The following is a 20,380-nucleotide window of genomic DNA, read 5'->3' as shown; positions in this document are numbered from 1 at the left end:
GTTATCATCCCCTTCATCTTGAATACTTGAATATACGAAAAAGAGAAAAAAAAGTTTCACATTTGACATATATGTCTTGCGAAATAGAAAAAATTTTATGAAAATACAAAAGAAGGGGGAATGCATATGTTTCGGGATGGAGTGAAGTCAGGAACAGCGATTGCGATTGGATATGCGCCTGTTGCGCTCATGTTCGGGTTGTTAGCGAAATCAACAGGGCTAACGCTGATCGATACGACGCTTATGAGCATGATTGTATTTGCAGGGGCCGCACAATACATTTCGCTCAATTTACTATCTCTTGGCACCGGCCCATTTGAAATCATTTTAACGACATTTATTTTAAACATTCGGCATTTTTTAATGTCCGCATCTCTTCATGAAAAAGCAGAACATGACGCACTTTGGAAAAAAGCGCTATACGCATTCGGCATCACAGATGAAACGTTTTCTGTCGCCGCCATGAAAGAAGGACCCGTCTCTGCTTCGTATATGTTCGGGCTTATTTCGATTTCCTACAGCAGTTGGGTCGTCCATTCAGCCATCGGACATATCGTTGGCGCATATTTGCCAGAAACCGTACAAATCGGCTTATCTGTCGCCTTGTATGCGATGTTTGTCGGGCTATTAGTCCCCGCCATCAAAACCGAACGAAAAGCGCTTTGGCTTGCGGTGTGCTCTGGTCTTATGAACAGCGCGCTTTTATTATGGCTCAACGTCCCAAAAGGATGGGCCATCGTCATCTCTACAATCGTTTCGGCTATATGTATGCAGTGGATTGTAGAAAAAGGAAAGGAGGCGGAATATGTACGATAACATTTTTCTCATCATTGTTGGCATGGGCATCGTGACATACATTCCGCGCATGCTTCCGTTGACGGTTTTTCATCGCATGAACTTGCCGCCATTTTGGCGCGGTGTATTGCGCAACGTCCCGTACGCCACGCTCGGCGCTTTAATTATTCCGGGCATTTTTCTCATTCAAGACGATCCGGCATTTGGCATCCTCGGCTTTGTGAGTGCCGTACTTGCCTCATGGCTCGGCGCAAACGTCATGAGCGTCGTCTTCATATCCGTCCTTGTGTTAACCGCATATACGATGGTGTCATAGTAAAAAGTCAGCGCATCACACGCTGACTTTTTCTTCATTTTGCCGTTCGCTTTCCACTCCGTTTTTCTCCAAAACAGCCATGACGACTCCACCAACAATGAACGCTCCACCAACCCAAAATGAGAAGCGCAATTGTTCATGCAAAAACAGCCAACCGAACAAAGAGCCGACAAGTGGTTGGAAAAAGAAAAAGAGCGAACCGACCCCAGCATCCATCATTTCCATCCCTTTATTCCAAAGAAAAAACGCCCCAGCCGTCGACACGATTCCGAGATAAAAAATCCCGAGCACGACCGGAAACGAAAACGTTTTTGACATCCCTTCCCACCATTCCCATACCATCATCGGCGTTGTGCCAATGAAAGCGACAAAAATGGCGTATGTCGTGATCACTAATACGGAAAGGCGCGCAGATGCCATTTTGACGAGCACAGATAAAAGCGCCCACGTCACCGCTGCTCCAACGAGTAAGACGTTCCCTAAAAACGAAGTCGTCTCCCCCTCGCTAAATCCAACGACGACAACAACCCCCGCAGTTGCGAGTAACAACGCACTGAGTTTCCGCATCGTCATCGTTTCATGCAACATCCAGCGGGCAAAGATGACGATGAAAGCAGGCGTGGCCGACGTAATGAGCGAAGCCGTGTGCGCATCCGACCATTTCGTCCCGACGAACTGTAAGGAAATCGAAAGAACGTATCCAACAACTCCAATATATATGATCGGTTTCCAATCGTTTTTTCCTTTTGGCATCGGGATGCGCTTTAGTCGTAAAATCGTCCATAATACAAAAAAAGCAATTGCATAACGAAGCCATACGAGCGTAAATGGCGGAACGTAATCGAGCACATATTTACTAACGACATACATTCCACCCCAAATGCTAGCAGCGAGCGACAAATACAACGAACCGAAAAACGTTTGTCTCATCTTTTCCCCTCCGTCTTTTTTCTTTTTTCTACAAGACGGAACGTGCGCTTGCCCCGTCTTAGGAGCAAGCTGCTGGTTGATCGTTTTCAAACAACATCGTTCTTCCCTCCTGTTCATTTGTTATTTCTTCATTGTATCAAATGTTTCGCCCGCTTTTACATATCACTTGGTTGTTTAAATCATATTTTTACTAGTTCATCACCAAAAGATGTACTTGCGCCAGCCATTAAAGAAGCAACTCCTTGATAGGACTAGTTTTTTGCTATGTTGAACCGTTTACTGGACTCATTTTTCTTGTGGATTTAATGACAAAAGTAAGCAAACAAAATGCCAATTTGACTCACAACTTCCGCAATTAAAATAAAAACGACCAACTTACTAATTTCGGTTTTTCGACACCTGACCAACTAAAATTAGCTTTTCAACAATTATCAAGAAACTTTAAAGTAAAAAATAACCCTTTCTGAAAGAGAAAGGATTATGTCAAGTCAGATATGTTTCTATTTTCGCTAGGCATTCATCAATTATTTTATCTATTTCTTCAATTTGTGCATCTTCTGGATTATACTTCTTTAAAATTTTTAGATGACGAGCTTTCCAATCCAATGATTTAATTTGATCAGTTAAAACTACCCCTGTTATTGGATAGCCATCGCCACCAAGAGATATTCCTTCTTTTGGTAAATCCACTTCGAAAGGGTAACCCTTCTTTTGAGTGGTAATCGGACAAACAGCTATAAATCCTGTTGCTTGATTGAATTTTTTAGGCGATAAAACAATCGCATTCCTTCTCCCAGCCTGCTCATGCCCAGCTTGTGGATTGAAGTTTAAAACAACGAAATCGCCTCTCTCTGGTACGTCTGCTGACATTAAATCAATTCACGCCCTTCTATCCCGAAATCAATTTCTTCGTGTCGATTTTCAGGTGTAATCTGTGATATTAGTTCTTCCAGTGTGTATTTCTTCCGTGTTCTTTTTGGTTTTAATGTGATGATCCCTTCATTTCCAATCACATTTAATTCTATTTCGGAACCTTGTTTAATCCCTATTTGATCAGCAACATCTTTTGGGATACGAATGCCCAAACTGTTTCCCCATTTTTGAGCAACAACTGTAGACATGTAGTCTCCTCCTTTACTTTGGTTTATTTTGCTTTCTAAATGTTCCTTTGAGTTCATTATATCACCCCCCAACCAAAATGTATATACATAGTATATACGATCTTCCGAAAAAATGATACACCTTATTTTTCTACAAACACCAAATAATCCCCTTTGAGAGGGTTATTTGCAAGGTGTTGAAAAAGTATGTTGTCAAGAAAAGGTTTTTTAATCGTCTCTATAGCACATCAAATAAAGAACATTGTAATGTAATCTTGTGTGTAAAAACAATTTTTACAAAAACAAAAGAAGGTGGAGCGCTGTGAGGCCCCCCTACTCCAACAACCGCTCCACTTCTTCTTCCGAAAGATCCGTAACGTTCGCAATATCTTTTACGCTCATCCCTTTTTTCGCCATCGTTTGTACAAGGCGCTTCATTCCTTCTTCTCTTCCCTTTTCTAACGCCTTTTGTTCATACGAAATAATTAGCTCCATCACTTTGTCTTTTTCTTTCGTCTCCATTTCATTCACCTCGCTTCGTAGTCTTCGTTCTTCTTCATCTGATCGTTTGATAATTGCACGGTTGTGGAAGTGGCTGAAAGATGAAGTCACCGCCAACATCTTGCGCAAAAATCAAAAGGACATCGTCCAGTCGATTACTCGGTTTGAGCAACACGTCTTACAGCACCCAGATGAGGTGTTACGTCGCATCGGGTGTACTGCGTAAACCAGAGGTTAAAATGTTAATTTGGATGTATATATTTTTCAACAGTTGAATAAACAATCTTTTGTTTTTATAGTAAAATAGATTAAAAATTTAAAAAAATTCGAAAAGGAGGGGTGAAGTTGTTATTTGAGCATAAAATTTTAGAAACGGTTATCGATCAAGCGTATGAATGGATTGTTGTGGTGGATCATAAAGGAACGATCGTATATATGAATAAAAATTATTGTGATTTCTTAGGGAAAAAGAAAGAAGAAGTCATTGGTAAACATGTGACCGAAGTAATTGAAAATACGCGCATGCATATTGTTGTTCAAACAGGTCAGGAAGAAATTGCTGATTTGCATTATATTCAAGGAAACTATATGATTGCTAATCGTATTCCCATTTGGATGGATGGAAAAGTGATCGGAGCGGTTGGTACGGTTATTTTTCGCGATACAAATGAGTGGAAACGGATGAACAGTCATATTAAAAGTCTGCTTCCTCAACTACAAACATATTTGCAAGAATGGAAAGAACATAGTGGGGCGAAATATACGCTTAATCATATTATTTCCGTTTCAAAACAAATGGAACAATTGAAAGAAAAGGTGAAGCGAATTGCGGATAGCGACATTTCTATTTTGATTCGTGGCGAAAGTGGGACAGGAAAAGAATTGTTTGCCCATAGCATTCATCAGCTCAGCAGCCGAAGCGACCAACCGTTTGTAAAAATTAATTGTGGTGTCATCCCTGAACATTTGCTTGAATCAGAGCTATTTGGATATGAGGATGGCGCATTTACGGGAGCAAGGAAAGGTGGGAAAAAAGGAAAATTTCAATTAGCGGATGGTGGCACGATTTTTCTTGATGAAATTGGCGATATGCCATTACATATGCAAGTGAAACTACTTCGAGTGTTACAGGAAAAAGAAATTGAACCTGTCGGTGCGACGAAAACGATCAACATTGATGTGCGCATTATTGCAGCAACGAATCGACCTTTAGAAAAGATGATTGAAGAAAAACTATTTCGCCAAGACTTATATTATCGCATTAACGTTGTTCCCTTTTTCATTCCAACGCTTCGTGAACGACCAGAAGATATTGAACCGCTTATTCATCACTTTCTCGACAAAGTGTGTAAACGTTCCGGAAAGCGCATTCGTTCCATTACGCCAGATGTGATGGACATTTTGCGACGTCACATATGGCCTGGCAATATTCGCGAGTTAGAAAACGTCATTGAAGCGTCTGTTTACTTTGCGAGTGGAGAGACGATTACGTTAGAAGCGTTGCCAGAATATTTGCGAACAACGGGCGTTTATCAAACGGATGGAAAGACATTGAAACAACTATTAGAAGAAGCTGAAAAACAAATCATCCAACAAAGTTTGCAACGGCATCATTTTGATAAACAAAAAGCAGCCAAGTCGCTTGGCATTAGTAAATCTGCGATGTATGAGAAAATAAAAAAATACGGCATATGACATTCCGCCATGCTGGAATTCGTTCCACAATGGCGGAATTTTTATTTGTCCATATATCAAGGAAAATGAAAAGGCGTTTCTTGAAAAATGGAATAAACAATATACATATAGTGTTTATTGCGATGGACAACGACTTGGCACGAAGTTTGCAAAATAAAAGAAGTGAAAGGGGGAAAGGAGAAATGAAAACGGTTTCTAAAATGAGTATAAGGGGGATGAAACGATGTGGAGTATGATCGGTTTAATTGGTGGTCTGGCGTTGTTAATCTTTTTGACGATGAGAGGAATGAACTTATTTATTGCTGCTCCGTTATGCGCGCTTATTGTCGCTTTGTTTAGTGAACTTCCGTTATTTCCGCAACTTGCTGGCGAAGGACAGGCGAATTTTGTTGGGAACTACATGGCCGGGTTTTCTGGATTCGTTCAATCATGGTACTTAATGTTTTTGCTTGGTGCGATTTTTGGAAAAGTGATGGAAGATAGCGGGGCGGCTGACAGTGTATCGAAATGGGTTGTTAAAAAAATTGGTTTAAAACATGCAGCACTAGCGGTCGTTGTAGCATGTGCAATTTTGACATATGGTGGCGTTAGCTTATTCGTTGTTGCGTTTTCTGTTTATCCGATGGCGGTTAGTTTGTTTAAGCAAGCTAATTTGCCGAGACGTTTCATACCAGCAACACTAGCATTTGGTTCGGTGACGTTTACAATGACATCTGCCGGATCGCCTGAAATTCAAAACTGGATTCCAATTGAGTATTTGCACACATCACCTTATGCAGGATGGGAAGTAAGTATTATTGTTGCAATTTTTATGGCGTTGTTTGGCTATTGGTGGTTGAAGCGTATGATTAATCGAGCGGTAGCCAATGGCGAATATTTTATTGCTCGTGACGGAGATCCAACTGAGGAAAAGGCAAGACTTCTACCACATCCGCTTGCAGGGCTTGTTCCACTGATCATTGTATTAGTCATTTCATTCGTCTTCCACGATTCGTTAAAACAGTCAGCATTAATTGTCGCTTTACTTGGTGGGATTATCGCTGTGTATATATTAAACCGAAAATATTTTCAAAATTTCACTGGAGCGCTATCAGAAGGAACGTTAGGAGCGTTGCTTGCGCTAGGAAATACGGCGGCGGTTGTTGGATTTGGAGGAGTGGCTAAAGCGGCACCTGCTTTTCAACTTGCGGTTGAAACGATTACGAACATTCCAGGTAGTCCGCTCATTGGTAGTGCGATTGCAGTCAGTGTTATTGCCGGTATGACGGGATCGGCATCTGGAGGGCAAGCGATCGCTTTGCCACTTATTGCCCCACATTATTTAGACGCTGGAGTAAATCCAGAGGCATTACATCGCGTCGTGTCGATTTCGTCTGGGGCACTTGACTCATTGCCGCATAATGGATATGTCGTTACGACAATTCGGGCTATTTGTGGGGAAACGCACCAGGATGCATATAATCCAGTCGGAGCATTAACCGTCATCGTTCCATTGCTAGGCACAATATTAGCTATTATTTTATTTTCATTCGGATTAGGGATTTAAGGGGGAGCATATATGTTACAAGGTCGCGTAATGTTTATTACAGGCGCTGCTCGTGGCATCGGATTTGAAATAGCAAAAACATTTGCTAAGTACGGCGCAAAAGTTGTATTAACGGACATTCATGAAGAATCGGTACATCAAGCTGTTGCTACTTTATCATCACATGACGTGACCGGTATGGTTTGCGACGTCACGTCAGAAGAAGCATTAGATCGCTGTTTGCATCAAACGGTTGAGCGTTATGGCCGGCTCGATATTTTAGTGAATAATGCAGGCATGCAGCATGTGGCTTTGATTGAAGATTTTCCAACAGAAAAATTTGAAACACTCATTCGTATTATGCTTACTGCACCGTTTATGGCGATTAAGAAAGCCTTTCCAATCATGAAACAACAACAGTATGGTCGCATTATTAATATGGCGTCGATTAACGGATTGGTAGGATTTGCGGGGAAAGCAGCATACAATAGCGCTAAACATGGGGTTATTGGACTTACAAAAGTCGCTGCTCTTGAAGGGGCACCTTATGGAATTACCGTCAATGCACTTTGTCCCGGTTACGTTGATACCCCACTCGTACGTAATCAGTTAACTGATCTAGCAAAAACAAGAAACGTGTCACTAGAAGCCGTATTAGAGGAAGTTATTTATCCACTTGTCCCTCAGCGACGTTTATTATCTGTTGAAGAAATTGCTAATTACGCTCTATTTATCGGCAGTGATCAAGCGAAAGGGATTACAGGTCAAGCGATTGTCATTGATGGTGGTTACACAGCGCAATGATTGAAGCCCCCAAATCTTTTTGGGGGCTTCGATTGTTCAGCAAATAAACCAACTGTATCAGGAAACAACTCATTCTTTCTCTACAAACCGCTCCACTTCTCCTTCCGCAAGGTCTGTGATGTTTGCAATGTCTTTTACGCTCATCCTTTTTTCGCCATCGTTTGTACAAGGCGCTTCATCCCTTGTAGTTCATACGAAATCATCAATTCCATCACTTTCTCCATTCCATTCACCGCGCTTCGTAGCCTTCGTTCTTCTTCATCGGATCGTTAAAAAAGCCAAACAGCAACCGTTATGTCGCTTCATCTAATTCCATTCGGACAAGCATGCGTAAAAATTGCTTTTTCAGTTCTATCCGTTCATGTTCATCATTCGACAATATCATCTCTTTTCCTACATACGAAAACATGCGCGACAGTCGGGAGGAGATGCTGAATACAACAAAAAACCCGAGCTCTTTTACAGAACTCGGGTTTTGCGATGATTCCGACTGGGCTCGAACCAGCGACCTCCACCCTGTCAAGGTGGAATTTATTATTTATATATAATTTTAATTAGTTTTATCTAACCTAAAAAACCTTATTAAATCAATATTTTATTGATACTCATAGAAATTAACTTTTTATTTAATTATATCATTTTTTATCTTTTTTCACCTATTCCTCCGCCAAAATCCACACCAAATCCTCCAATTAATATGAAAAGCAAATAAAAAACGAGACTGTATATCATCCAGCCTCGTTTGTACCATTTAACCATTTAAGAAACACAGTTTTGCTTACTCTTAATTATCTTCCGATTTTAACAACATGAAACTGTCCACTATTGAGTATGGTATTATGTCAAGAAAATAGACACGTAAAATCGAGAAAAACTTTAAAACCCTACTACCGCACTTCGTTTGGTGGCCTCTTGAGAAGGAGAAGTGTTTGGTAAACCCTTCCCCTCCTCAAGAGGAAAGATGTCCCTTATATCGTGACTTTGTGGAGAGAAGAGTTCACTGCTTTTTGCCTTGCTGATACATCTTCTCATATGCCATCGGAGATATGTACTCTTTAGCGGAATGAATTCGCTCGGAAAGACACCAGCCAACGATTTTACGAGAAAACAAATCCATGACCGAAGCTAAATACAGCCAACCTTCTTTCGTCCAAATATACGTGATATCCGCCATCCATACTTGATTCGGCTCATCTGCTTCAAACTGCTGATTCAATAAGTTGGGATACACAGGCAAATGATGCTTCGAGTTTGTGGTTGCCTTATATTTTTTCTTTGTTTTTGAACGAATATCACCATCTTTCATGATTCTGGCGACCGTTTTTTGAGATACCTTAACCCCTTGTTTCTGAAGGATTTTTGTGATTTTTGGACTGCCATACGTTTCTCTTGACTCGATATGAATCTTTTTGATTTGCTTTTTCAATGCTTCCTGTCTTTTCTTTTGTTGACTTTCTGGTCGTTTGACCCATGCATAGTATCCACTTCTTGAAACGCCTAAGACTTCACACATCTTCGCCACGCGAAACTCCTTTCTATGCGTATGAATGAATGCATAAATTACTTCTGATTTTTGGCGAAGATGCTCATGGCCTTTTTTAAGATCGCGTTTTCCTCCTCCAGATCCCGAATACGTTTTTGAAGTTCACGCTTTTCACGATCTTCCGACTTGAGGTTTCCACTCCTGACAAAGCTATGCTCAGCATCTTTTTTATAATCTGCTACCCATTTATGAAGCGTTTTTGGCGAAATATCGAGTTGTCTTGCGGTTTGAGCGACCGCCTTTCCTTCCTCAACCACTAATTTTACTGCATGTATTTTGAATTCTTTATCAAAACGTCTTGTCATTATAGACACTCCTCATCATTGATAGATTTACTGTACATTTCTCTATTCGTTGTGTCTATAATCTAGACTAACATCAATCGTGAGATGGCCACAAAAGAAGACATCATCTATATTCATCAACGGTTAGACTACCAAATTAGCCGCATCGCCCGCACAGAGGAAAAGCTTCACTTATTAAAAACACATCATTGACAAATAAGACTGCCCCAAAAGCAACCATCGAAATATCAAAATAAAAATAGACCTCGCTTGAACGGCAATGCTCGGAAGAGGTCTATTTTTCGTATTCATATACTTCATTTTTGTTTCTGATACGAGGCTCCCTTTTTATAAAGTGAAAAAAGTGTTTGCGGAATGGCCTCGATGACATCTGTCGCAAGCACATCCATTGGTGAATGCTCTTTCTCGACGAGCGCATCCGCCGCTTTTCCATGCACGAACACGGCATTGCAAATGGCTTCTTGAATGTTGTCGTGCTGCATGATAAACGCAAGAATGATTCCAGTGAGTACATCGCCGCTTCCGCCTTTTGCTAACGCTGGATTTCCGCTTGTATTCACGTATTGCTTTCCATCTGGGGTCGTGACAATGGTGTAAGGTCCTTTTAACACAAGGTAAACACCATTGCCCATTGCAAATTGCTTTGCAATGCCAAAACGGTCTCTTTCGACATCGTCAATGGAAACGCCAAGCATTCGCGCCATTTCTCCAGAATGCGGCGTTAAAATCGTCGCTTCTGTTCGGTCACGTATTATCGAAACATAATCGTTCCAAAAATATAACGCATCCGCATCAAGAACGACTGGAACATCTTGGCATAGCACCTTTTGGATAACACTTTTCGCTCCCATCGTTCTCCCCATGCCCGGTCCTGCGGCAATCGCGTCAACATCCAAGGTGATCAAATCGATTTCCCCGGCAAAGCAGCCGTTCAACGATGAACACGGATGATACATCACCTCTGGAATATGGGTGGCGACAACGGGATAAACATCATTCGGAACAGCCATTGTCAGCAATCCAGTTCCGCTTCTTAAAGCCGCTTTTGCAGTCATAATGACAGCGCCTGTCATATTTCGCGAGCCGCCAATTACAAGCCCTTTTCCATAAGTACCTTTATGGGACGAACGCTTTCTTACCGGCATCGTTCTTGCAACAGCCGCTTCACTCCATAGTCGGCGAAACTCGGCATTTTTTTCTAGAGAAAGCGGTGGAATACCAATATCGACTACGATTAATTCACCATAGTAATCAGCTGTTGGAAAAGTATATGCACTTAGCTTTGGATATTGAATCGTAATCGTTACATCCGCCTGAATCGCTGTTTCCACAGCTCCGCCGTCCGCCGGAATTCCGCTTGGTACGTCAATGGCATACACAACAAACCCCTTTGCTTCGTTCACTTTTTCAATGATTTCTTTATATGGAGAGCGCAATGCCCCATTTATGCCAATTCCAAGCAAAGCGTCAATGATCACGTCATAATGACGTAATTGTTCGATAAATTCCTTCTCATTTCCTATGTAATTCTTTACTTCATATCCCGAATTTTCATAGATTTCAAGTGCTTTTTTCGCCGCGCCTTTTACTTTTTCCTTTGGCGGTATTAACCATAAATCCGTCGTATAACCATAACTCTTTAGCACCCTCGCAACAACAAACCCGTCGCCGCCATTGTTTCCTGTTCCTGACAATACAGCGACGCGCTGAGCAGGTTGAATTCGTTCCAGTAAAACGGCAGCAACCGCTTGTCCGGCATTTTCCATCAACGATTCTTCACTCATGCCGATTTTCTGAATGGTATATCGATCAATCGCGTACATTTCTGAAGCAGTCACAACATGCATGAAGATCACCCCGCAAATGTTTAATCTCATACAAGTATTTTAAATCACTTTTTCCTATTCCGTATAGTTTACTAACCATGTTGACGTTCTTCCCTGCCTATATGAAAAACTCGTTAAAAAATTTTTTCTATATACACCAAGAATGTAAGCGTTATCTTCCGTTGACATAGATAAAAATATATTGACAATCATTTTTTCAAGAATTATTATTATTTTAAAAATTAAATACGCCCACCGCTTATCAAGAGTGACCGAGGGAACAGGCCCTATGACGTCCGGCAACCTCCTCGTAACAGGAACGGTGCCAAATCCTGCAGAATGGGTTTCATTCTGAAAGATAAGTCGTGTACAATAGATACCCGATGCCTCTTTCTGAATGAAGGAGGCGTTTTTTCTTATCATGATTTGCAAGGATAAATAATACGAGACTGATCCAAAAGCAAAGTGTCAGACCCCACAACACAATATGTAAGACAGCACATGGATAAATGAACGATATATGTGAAATGCATGTGAGGTCAAACACTTATAGATCAGACCTGCTGTCTTCTTTTCAATTACGAAACGATGTGAATAAATAGAGAAATAAAAACGGGGGGATTCGATGATTGAGGTAAGAAATTTAGTAAAAATATATTCATCCAAAAAAAATAAAGTCATTGGCGTAGATCATGTTTCTTTAACCATCAAAAATGGTGAAATCTTCGGGATTGTTGGCTATAGCGGCGCCGGGAAAAGCACGCTGTTACGATGCTTAAATCTTTTAGAACGCCCGACATCCGGCCAAGTTATTATCGATGGTATCGACTTAACAACTTTAAATAAAAAGGAATTACGACAAGCACGCTTAAAGATAGGAATGATTTTCCAAAATTTCAACCTTGTAAGTTCAAAAACAGTATTTGAAAATGTCGCATTTGCTTTAAAAGCCGCAAAAAAATCAAAGGAGGAAATTGAAAAAAGAGTGAATGAACTGCTGGAAATGGTTGGTCTTACTGATAAACGCGATGCGTACCCTTCCCAACTAAGCGGCGGTCAAAAACAACGAGTCGGAATTGCGCGTGCACTCGCAAACGAGCCGACTGTCCTTTTATGCGACGAAGCAACATCAGCGCTTGATCCGAGTACGACAAAGTCGATTCTAGCCTTGTTGAAAAAGATTAACCGCGAACTTGGAATTACCATTGTTTTAATTACTCATGAGATGGAAGTCGTCAAGGACATATGTGACCGTATTGCCGTGATGCAAGATGGAAAAGTGATTGAGTTAGGAACAGTGTATGATATCTTTACGAATCCGAAAGAAGAGCTGACAAAATCGTTTATTAATAGCGTTCTGCAATTTGATCTTCCGGATCATTTACTGAAAAAACGTACAGGAACGATTGTAAAAATTCAGTTCAAAGGTGAGATGGCCGAAGAAGCAGTTGTTTCTGATATGCTCCAAACCTTCAAAGTAAAAGGGAATATTTTACATGGAAAAATTGAGTACATTCAGGATATGCCGCTTGGAATTTTCATTATGGAACTTACAGGAGAGCCTGATGAAGTTCAGCGAGCGATTGATTATATTTCCCTGAGAACAAATGGATTGGAGGTCATTACAGGTGCTGCTTGATTCGCTTATCAATTTAGTTCCTGAACTGAATAAAGCGTTTTTAGAGACGCTTTACATGGTTGCTATTTCTCTTTCGGTGGCGATTATCGCCGGACTTCCTTTAGGAATTTTGTTATTCGTCACCGACCGCGGGCTATTTTTAGAAAATACAACCGTTAAATCGATCCTTGGATTTGTCGTCAATATGATTCGTTCGATTCCTTTTGTGATTTTGCTTGTCGGACTATTGCCGCTCACTAAACTCATTACAGGGACAACAATCGGACCTACCGCCGCTTCTGTTTCGCTGTCCGTTGCGGCAATTCCGTTTTTTGCTAGAATTGTAGAAACTTCTTTGCGAGAGATTGACAAAGGGGTGATCGAGGCAGCTGTTGCTGTCGGGGCCACGCCTTGGATGATTATCAAAGACGTCCTCTTGCCTGAAGCACGTCCCGGTATTGTGCACGGAATTACGATTACAACGATAAGTTTAGTCGGATATTCGGCGATGGCAGGAATTGTTGGCGGCGGAGGAATTGGGGACCTTGCGATTCGCTTTGGTTATTACCGCTACGATGATACTGTCATGATTACGACCATCATCATTTTAATCTGTCTTGTGCAAATCATTCAGTTTGCAGGTGACCGTATTGCTCGTCTTGTTGATAAGCGATAAGGTCCTTTAAAAATATAAATATCATAGGGGGATTTTTTATGAAGAAATTATCCATCTTTCTCGTTTTACTGTTATCCTTTGGGCTTCTCGCAGCCTGCGGAAGCAAAGAAACCACTTCTAATTCTACTAATTCTACAGAGAAAAAAGAAATTACCATCGGAGCTACTTCCGGTCCTTACAGCGACATGGTGAATAAAGCGATTAAACCGATTCTCGAAAAGAAAGGCTATCAAGTAAAAGTCGTAGAATTCAGCGACTACATTCAACCAAACTTGGCTCTTGCTAACGGTGATTTGGATGCCAATCTATTCCAGCACAAAGTTTATATGGAGAACTTTGCGAAAGAAAATAACCTTGACCTTTCAGAAGTGATCACCGTTCCAACTGCACCAATGGGCATTTACTCAAAAAAATTTAAATCGCTGGACGAAGTGAAAGAAGGCAGTCAGATTGCGATTCCTAACGATCCGACAAACGCAGCAAGAGCGTTCTTAATCTTACAAGATGCAGGGTTTATTAAACTCGACCCAGCGGCAAACCCGCTAACGGTCTCAGAGAAAGATATAAAAGAAAATGTCAAGAACCTTCAGTTTAAGCCAATTGAAGCCGGTCAGTTACCTCGTGCGGTAGAAAGCGTTGATTTGGCTGCTGTGCCTGGAAATTTTGCATTAGCAGCAAAAATGAACTTGCTTGACGCACTTGTATTAGAAAAGATGCCTGATCAATACCGTAACCGTGTTGTCGTAAATACAAAAGATTTAAACAAGCAATTTGTGAAAGATATTAAAGAAGCCGTTGAATCCGAAGAGTTTGAAAAAGTAATTGATGAGCAATTTAAAGGTTTCGGCAAACCAGAGTGGATGTTAAAACGAAAACAGTAAATCCGTATAACAAGAGGGTGTTCCAAAAACCCAGGGTCAGACCCCAACACAATATATAGGACATCAAACTAGGCGTGAGGTCAGACCCTTATAAGACACCCTCTTTCTCCTATTCTAGTCTTTCGAAAAGGGGGAATAAAAAGATGGACATCATTGAAGTTCGTGGCGCTCCTAATTATTACGCATGTGAAAGCGGAGTGTTAATGCATCTCGAAGCTTTGCTGCAAAGACATGGTTTTAAAAATGTTTTTGTCATTTGCGGAGAACGGTCATGGAAAGCCGCTGAGCCGTACTTCCCTAAAAACGGCGAATTCACTTATTCCTTTTTCCGATATAACGGAGAGTGTTCATTGTCTGAAATTGAACGGTTATCGTCCCTTTGTGTGCATTTTGATGTCATCATTGGAATTGGCGGCGGAAAAGTGCTAGATTTAGCTAAAGCCGTTGCCAATCAAACGCATCTTGATGTGGTATTAATTCCTACTCTTGCTTCTACTTGCGCAGCTTGGACACCTCTTAGCGTGATTTATGATGAAAACGGAACATTTATTCGCTATGATATTTTTCCGAAATCAACGTTAATGGTTCTAGTTGATACAAGAATATTGCTACATTCACCAGCCGCTTATCTTCGAGCCGGAATTGCGGATACACTTGCCAAATGGTATGAAGCCGATTGTATCATTCGCCAAGTAAACAACCCTCCTCTTTCCGTAAAAATCGCTCATCAAACGGCCTATCTTTGCAAAACGGAGCTGCTCGAACATAGCCGAGCGGCCATAAACGACTTAGTAGAAAAACGCGATACCTTATCATTCCGCAAAGTAATTGAAACGATTATTATGGCAGGCGGCATGGTTGGAGGGTTTGGTGATCAATATGGACGAATAGCAGCGGCCCATTCCGTTCATAACGGATTAACGAAGGTACCCGAAACCCATCATTTATTGCATGGAGAAAAAGTGGCATACGGGATTCTCGTTCAGCTAGCCCTTGAAGAAAATTGGGATGAAATTCATCGTTTGCTTCCATTTTATCGCGATTTAAAGCTGCCTTATACGTTAAAACAACTCGGTCTTGATGCAACAGAAAAAGAAAAACTAACTTATATTGCCGAAGAAATCGTCCAACCGCATGAATCTATTCATCTTATGAATATCCCTGTTGATAGCGGGAAAATCGTCCAAGCATTTTATCAACTTGAGAAGTTAGCAGTTTAAATTCGCTCTTTGTTTTTCATAGTGACATCATACAAAACATTTCATTTACCATTTGCTAAACAACTGCCCTGTTACGTCCTTTTTCCTCAGGTGATTTTTATTGTTAACAGTATACATTCCGCATTCTTTCGGATCATGTTGATACCGAAATTGAAGTTCATGTCTAAACTGTCAAAATAAAAGAGGTTGACCCAAACGCGAAGTCTATAATCTATAATATATAGTGTTTCTACTCTATATGTACTATAGACTTTGCTTTAGTTAGGGTCAACCTTTTGACATTAAACGTTTCAGCTTGTCGACAAAGTCGACAAGCTGAGACCGAAATAAATTCGGTCTTTTTGTGTGTCTTCTTCAACTATTGCATTATTCTTTCACATTTAGCAATCGCATGCTGTTTAATGTTACGATTAATGTTGCTCCCATATCGGCAAATATCGCTAACCATAACGTTAACCAACCAGGTACAATTAACAATAACGCCAGCACCTTAATGCCCAAAGAGAAGGTAATGTTTTGCTTAATAATCGCTAAAGCCTTGCGGCTCAATTTAATCGTATATGGCAATTTACTTAAATCATCAGACATTAAAACAATATCGGCTGTTTCAAGGGCTGTATCGGTTCCAGCACCACCCATTGCCACACCAACGGTTGAAGCTGCAAGAGCTGGTGCATCGTTCACACCATCTCCAACCATCGCAACACTTCGATACTTGTCGCGAAGCTCTTTGATGAAATTCAGTTTATCTTCTGGAAGTAAATCGGCTTTAATATCGGAAACCCCGACTTGTTTTCCGATGGCTTCGGCTGTTCTTTGGTTATCTCCCGTCAGCATCACCGTTTTTTCAATACCGACTTGATGCAGTTTTCGAATAACCTCTTTGGATGATTCTCTTATTTCGTCTGCCACGGCAATTAACGCCAGAATTTCTTTTTCCGTTCCTAACGCCATGACCGTTTTCCCTTGTGTTTGAAGATCTGTAATTTGTTCTTTTATTTTTGATTGGATACCATTTGGAAGAAGTTCTTCAAAAAGACCTGGACTTCCGACATAATACATTTCGTTATTTACTTTGGCTTTTACACCTTTACCGGTAATGGATTGGAATTCTTCAACCGATACATCATTAAAATTCAATCCATCTTCTTCTGCTTTTCTTATAATGGCGGAAGCAAGTGGATGTTGTGAGCCTTTTTCAATGGCTGCTGTAATGGTCATTAGTTCATTTTCATTACCATTATAAGTGACTACATCGGTGACGGAAGGAACACCTTTTGTTAATGTTCCTGTTTTATCAAAAGCAATCACTTTTAAGTTTCCTGCTTCCTCTAAATAAATACCACCTTTAATTAACACACCGTTTTTCGCTGCATTTCCAATGGCAGTTACAATCGAAACAGGCGTGGAAATAACCAACGCACACGGACAACCAACCACTAATACAGCTAGACCTCGATAAATCCATTCGCTCCAATCAGCACCCATAAATAATGGCGGAATAACGGCTAGTAAAAGAGCAAAAATGATAATGGCTGGTGTATAGTATTTGGCAAAACGATCTACAAACGCTTGAGAAGGTGCTCGTTCTGCTTGAGCTTCTTCCACTAAATGGATGATTTTCGAAAGAGTTGTATCTTCCACTCGTTTTGTAACTTTTACTTCCAATAACCCTTCTTCATTCAATGTTCCTGCAAAGACTTCATCACCGACTGTTTTGGTTACTGGAACACTTTCCCCCGTAATGGCAGCCTGATTTAGCGTAGATGTACCCTTGATGACGATTCCATCCATCGCTAATTTCTGACCAGGCTTTACGATCATAATATCCCCGACTTGAATATCGTCAACAGGGACCATCATTTCTTCATTTCCGCGACGAATTAATGCTTCTTTTGGAGCAATATCCATCAACGATTCAATGGATTGACGAGCTTTATCCATGGAATAACGCTCTAAGGCTTCACTAATGGCGAATAGAATAACAACCGTTGCACCTTCTCCCCATTCACCAATTGCTGCAGCTCCTAAAATCGCCACTGTCATCAGCGTATTCATATCAAACTGTAATCGAACCAGGTTCTTGAAACCTTTCATAAATAGCGAATATCCACCGATTAAAATCGATGCAGCATATCCAATTGTCGCAAAGATATGCTCTTCTCCGTATTGCATCCCTAGAAACCAACTGATCACAAGCAAAACGGCGGAAATGTACACTTTAATATTCTCTTTTTGCTTCCAAAAAGGTTCACGCTTGACTGCTTTTTCTTTATCTTCCCGAATCTTTAAGTTTTCAAAAGCCCCTGCTTTTTCTAATTCTTCGATGGTTGTTGTACCCCAAACGGTAATTTTAGATGCTCCAAAGTTTACTTTAGCATCTTGAACACCTGGCAATGCTTTTACGTTATTTTCAAACTTTGCTGCACAGTTTGCACAAGTAAATCCTTGAACACGGTAGGTTTTCACTTCTGATTTAGATAATTTTGCTTGTTGTTCAGACATGGACTTTCACCTCTTTCTCATGTGCTAACGCAATCATGATTAACTGCTTAATATGGTCATCATCCAGCGAATAAAATGCTAGCTTTCCTTCTTTTCGATACTTTACAATCCCTTGTTTATAAAGGGTCCGTAAATGATGGGAAGTGGTTGCAACAGAAGCCCCAATGATATTGGCAATATCACATACACATAACTCTTCATCTTGGCAAAGTGAATAGGCAATTTTTGCCCTATTTTCATCTGCCAGTGCTTTAAACAACAGGACAACACTGGATATATCTTCTTTTTGCAATTCCCCTTGTATTCGATTGACTTTTTCTTCGTCATAACAATAAATTTCACATGTATCTTTCTTACTCATTAATTATCCCCCTTTCATATTCAAATTTCCGTTTGAATATATTATACATCATTCCTTTTATTATTCAAATATTTATTTGAATGAAAAATAAAAAAGAATTGGATTTAAAAAAATCAACCTAATATTTACCAGGTTATTCATTTAATGTAACTATTCATCCCGATAGTAGTATGTAAAGGAGCGCAACACAAATAAGGCATCCCCGTAATAGAAAATGCCCTAAGTGGTAGAAAGAACACGATCGAGCGTTTCGCCTGTCAACAGAAGACATAACGAATCCCACACGTTTTTTTCGTGTTTCGTCAGTGTGGAAATGATGCTTCTTGTGATGCAAAAAGACTGGGCGAATGTTTCTTCGCGAAATGTACCCGAAATGTTCTCTTTGACTTTAACCATGCGAAGACCGCGTTCGGCTTGGTTGTTGTCAAAGGGAACATGCACTTCACGTAAGAAACGCAACGCTTCTTCCTTTCGTTTTTGAAGGCGTCGAACAAAAGCGAGTGCTTTTTTCGGAAGAGGCGTGGTCGTTTCCAATCGGTGTTGTGCTCTTTCTAGGATGCGATCATACACTCGTTCCCATCGTTTCGCTTCTTCTTCGGAAAGCGCACCGTGATGAGCTTCGACGGCCTGTTTGGCGGCTAACAGAAACGTCGTCATGCGCGATGCCCATGTATGCCCTTGTTCGATGAAGCCTTTTAACTCACGCAAATGATGGGCGTGACAAAGGGCATGGGTGGCTTGCGTGTATTTTGGATACGTACCGAATCCATCGTGCATCATCGTCCCTTCATATCGGGGAAGAATCCCAATATCATCAGTCGCTTTCTTTCCACGAGAAACGTGAGGAGCCAAGTACGTATATTTCGATGTACACGCGACATGCACCCATGCGAGTTTCCCATTGATGCGCAAACTCGTTTCATCGACATGCAGGATGTTGGATTCAAGTAAGGCGTCTTCGATGATGTCCATATTTGATTCCAGCGCTTCGCGTCCTCGTTTCACCATATTTGGCAAGAGTTCCTGTACTAATCGAGTGTTGATATAACGCTTCGATTGTATCACTTAAACGCTTGTAAGGGATCAATTGGATATGATGTAAATAAACAACGAGCGCCGTGAGCCGTGGACCGTATTGCACATGATTCGTGACATGGGATGGGAATTCGGCTTGTTGAACACATCGACAATGTGGACACGATTTCACCTCACGTTCATGTTGTGTCACCTCGATCGCCACAGGAGGGACATCAAACACTTGACGGATATCGACTTTGAACGGTTTGACTTCACGCAAAGAAGCCCCACATCCTTGACACTTATGCACACGGTGGACGACACGATGATGTGGATGTTCCACTTGACGGAGCGTCGTTCCTTGATGTCCTTCTTGTCCGCCTGGCTTGTTGCCAGATGGTTGACGAGAAGAACGTGTGTTGGCAAAACGGTCAGAAGATGGGGGCAAATGGCTATTGGAGCTGTTTTTTTTCGTGCGTGCTTCCAGCTCTTGAACACGGTACTTCAGTTGTTCATTTTCTTTGCGTAGTTGTTTGTTTTCGTGACGCAAATGTTCATTTTCTTGAACGAGTTGATGAATGAGCTGTTTTTGTTGTTGAACTTTGCCGATTAAGCTCTCAACTGTAAATACAGCTTGTTGTACCGTCAACATGCGATTCACCTCCTTGTCTATCAGTATTCACATCATAGACAAGGAAAGAAGAAAATATTCAGCTCACTTTATGATGTGGCTGAATAGTTACAATTAAACATTATTCATAA

General features: G+C 40.9%; 16 protein-coding genes, 3 pseudogenes and 1 riboswitch. Of the genes and pseudogenes, 9 read left to right on the top strand and 10 right to left on the bottom strand.

The window, feature by feature from the left end; translation table 11 throughout:
• Positions 1–126 precede the first annotated feature (126 nt).
• Both AFK25_RS04145 and AFK25_RS04140 read left to right on the top strand, forming a co-directional pair.
• Positions 127–816: an AzlC family ABC transporter permease gene (locus AFK25_RS04145; RefSeq protein ID WP_049720867.1), complete on the top strand. Its 690-nt coding sequence runs from the start codon at positions 127–129 to the stop codon at positions 814–816.
• Complete coding sequence (locus tag AFK25_RS04140; RefSeq protein WP_035067426.1) at positions 806–1,111, top strand: AzlD domain-containing protein; 306 nt, start codon at positions 806–808, stop codon at positions 1,109–1,111. Before AFK25_RS04145 ends, AFK25_RS04140 begins: the two co-directional genes overlap by 11 nt.
• Before the next feature lie 15 nt (positions 1,112–1,126).
• On the opposite strand, the gene AFK25_RS04135 is transcribed toward AFK25_RS04140, so the two are convergent.
• The 4 genes from AFK25_RS04135 to AFK25_RS04120 all read right to left on the bottom strand — a co-directional run bounded on the left by AFK25_RS04135 (position 1,127) and on the right by AFK25_RS04120 (position 3,753).
• Positions 1,127–2,041: a DMT family transporter gene (locus AFK25_RS04135; protein WP_035067428.1), complete on the bottom strand. Its 915-nt coding sequence runs from the start codon at positions 2,039–2,041 to the stop codon at positions 1,127–1,129.
• Between the two features lie 483 nt (positions 2,042–2,524).
• Positions 2,525–2,911 carry a type II toxin-antitoxin system PemK/MazF family toxin gene (locus tag AFK25_RS04130; protein WP_035067430.1) on the bottom strand — a complete coding sequence of 129 codons (387 nt, stop codon included), beginning with the start codon at positions 2,909–2,911 and terminating at the stop codon, positions 2,525–2,527.
• A complete protein-coding gene (locus AFK25_RS04125) occupies positions 2,911–3,219 on the bottom strand; it encodes an AbrB/MazE/SpoVT family DNA-binding domain-containing protein (RefSeq protein WP_019418225.1) in 309 nt (102 codons plus the stop codon). The genes AFK25_RS04130 and AFK25_RS04125 overlap by 1 nt, the downstream gene beginning before the upstream one ends.
• A gap of 255 nt (positions 3,220–3,474) precedes the next feature.
• On the bottom strand, positions 3,475–3,753 hold the full coding sequence (locus tag AFK25_RS04120; protein ID WP_240483468.1) for a transposase: 279 nt from the start codon (positions 3,751–3,753) through the stop codon (positions 3,475–3,477).
• Between the two features lie 234 nt (positions 3,754–3,987).
• Here AFK25_RS04120 and AFK25_RS04115 point away from each other — a divergent pair, with 234 nt between their 5' ends.
• The 3 genes from AFK25_RS04115 to AFK25_RS04105 all read left to right on the top strand — a co-directional run bounded on the left by AFK25_RS04115 (position 3,988) and on the right by AFK25_RS04105 (position 7,666).
• A complete protein-coding gene (locus AFK25_RS04115) occupies positions 3,988–5,337 on the top strand; it encodes a sigma-54 interaction domain-containing protein (RefSeq protein WP_035067434.1) in 1,350 nt (449 codons plus the stop codon).
• A gap of 223 nt (positions 5,338–5,560) precedes the next feature.
• Positions 5,561–6,883, top strand: a complete 1,323-nt coding sequence (locus AFK25_RS04110) for a GntP family permease (protein WP_019418695.1) — start codon at positions 5,561–5,563, stop codon at positions 6,881–6,883.
• A 12-nt stretch (positions 6,884–6,895) separates the two neighbouring features.
• Positions 6,896–7,666, top strand: a complete 771-nt coding sequence (locus AFK25_RS04105) for a 3-hydroxybutyrate dehydrogenase (RefSeq protein WP_035067436.1) — start codon at positions 6,896–6,898, stop codon at positions 7,664–7,666.
• 69 nt (positions 7,667–7,735) lie between these two features.
• Here AFK25_RS04105 and AFK25_RS14755 read toward each other — a convergent pair.
• The 3 genes and pseudogenes from AFK25_RS14755 to AFK25_RS04090 form a co-directional block, all read right to left on the bottom strand.
• A pseudogene (locus tag AFK25_RS14755) lies at positions 7,736–8,033 on the bottom strand (DUF4351 domain-containing protein); the annotation flags it as partial.
• A gap of 699 nt (positions 8,034–8,732) precedes the next feature.
• Positions 8,733–9,514 (bottom strand): annotated as a pseudogene (locus AFK25_RS15335) (IS3 family transposase); the annotation flags it as partial.
• 296 nt (positions 9,515–9,810) lie between these two features.
• Positions 9,811–11,361 carry a bifunctional ADP-dependent NAD(P)H-hydrate dehydratase/NAD(P)H-hydrate epimerase gene (locus AFK25_RS04090; protein WP_035067442.1) on the bottom strand — a complete coding sequence of 517 codons (1,551 nt, stop codon included), beginning with the start codon at positions 11,359–11,361 and terminating at the stop codon, positions 9,811–9,813.
• 235 nt (positions 11,362–11,596) lie between these two features.
• Positions 11,597–11,705: riboswitch (SAM riboswitch) on the top strand.
• Between the two features lie 260 nt (positions 11,706–11,965).
• On the opposite strand from AFK25_RS04090, the gene AFK25_RS04080 reads away from it, so the two are divergent.
• The 4 genes from AFK25_RS04080 (at position 11,966) to AFK25_RS04065 (ending at position 15,735) form a co-directional block, all read left to right on the top strand.
• Positions 11,966–12,979 (top strand): methionine ABC transporter ATP-binding protein, encoded by a 1,014-nt coding sequence (locus AFK25_RS04080; protein WP_035067446.1) that lies wholly within the window; start codon positions 11,966–11,968, stop codon positions 12,977–12,979.
• Positions 12,969–13,634: a methionine ABC transporter permease gene (locus tag AFK25_RS04075; protein WP_035067447.1), complete on the top strand. Its 666-nt coding sequence runs from the start codon at positions 12,969–12,971 to the stop codon at positions 13,632–13,634. The genes AFK25_RS04080 and AFK25_RS04075 overlap by 11 nt, the downstream gene beginning before the upstream one ends.
• Before the next feature lie 38 nt (positions 13,635–13,672).
• Positions 13,673–14,515 carry a MetQ/NlpA family ABC transporter substrate-binding protein gene (locus AFK25_RS04070; RefSeq protein ID WP_035067449.1) on the top strand — a complete coding sequence of 281 codons (843 nt, stop codon included), beginning with the start codon at positions 13,673–13,675 and terminating at the stop codon, positions 14,513–14,515.
• Positions 14,516–14,658: 143 nt separating this feature from the next.
• A complete protein-coding gene (locus AFK25_RS04065; protein ID WP_035067451.1) occupies positions 14,659–15,735 on the top strand; it encodes an iron-containing alcohol dehydrogenase family protein in 1,077 nt (358 codons plus the stop codon).
• Between the two features lie 366 nt (positions 15,736–16,101).
• On the opposite strand, the gene AFK25_RS04060 is transcribed toward AFK25_RS04065, so the two are convergent.
• The 3 genes and pseudogenes from AFK25_RS04060 to tnpC all read right to left on the bottom strand — a co-directional run bounded on the left by AFK25_RS04060 (position 16,102) and on the right by tnpC (position 20,270).
• On the bottom strand, positions 16,102–18,240 hold the full coding sequence (locus tag AFK25_RS04060; RefSeq protein ID WP_035067453.1) for a heavy metal translocating P-type ATPase: 2,139 nt from the start codon (positions 18,238–18,240) through the stop codon (positions 16,102–16,104).
• Positions 18,233–18,601, bottom strand: a complete 369-nt coding sequence (locus AFK25_RS04055; RefSeq protein WP_015863926.1) for an ArsR/SmtB family transcription factor — start codon at positions 18,599–18,601, stop codon at positions 18,233–18,235. Before AFK25_RS04055 ends, AFK25_RS04060 begins: the two co-directional genes overlap by 8 nt.
• A gap of 219 nt (positions 18,602–18,820) precedes the next feature.
• A pseudogene (gene tnpC / locus AFK25_RS04050) lies at positions 18,821–20,270 on the bottom strand (IS66 family transposase).
• Between the last annotated feature and the right edge of the window lie 110 nt (positions 20,271–20,380).

Source organism: Anoxybacillus gonensis, assembly GCF_001187595.1.
Lineage (GTDB): Bacteria > Bacillota > Bacilli > Bacillales > Anoxybacillaceae > Anoxybacillus > Anoxybacillus gonensis.
Note: the sequence above shows the minus strand (reverse complement) of the source record. Positions and strands in the feature narration are given on the sequence as shown.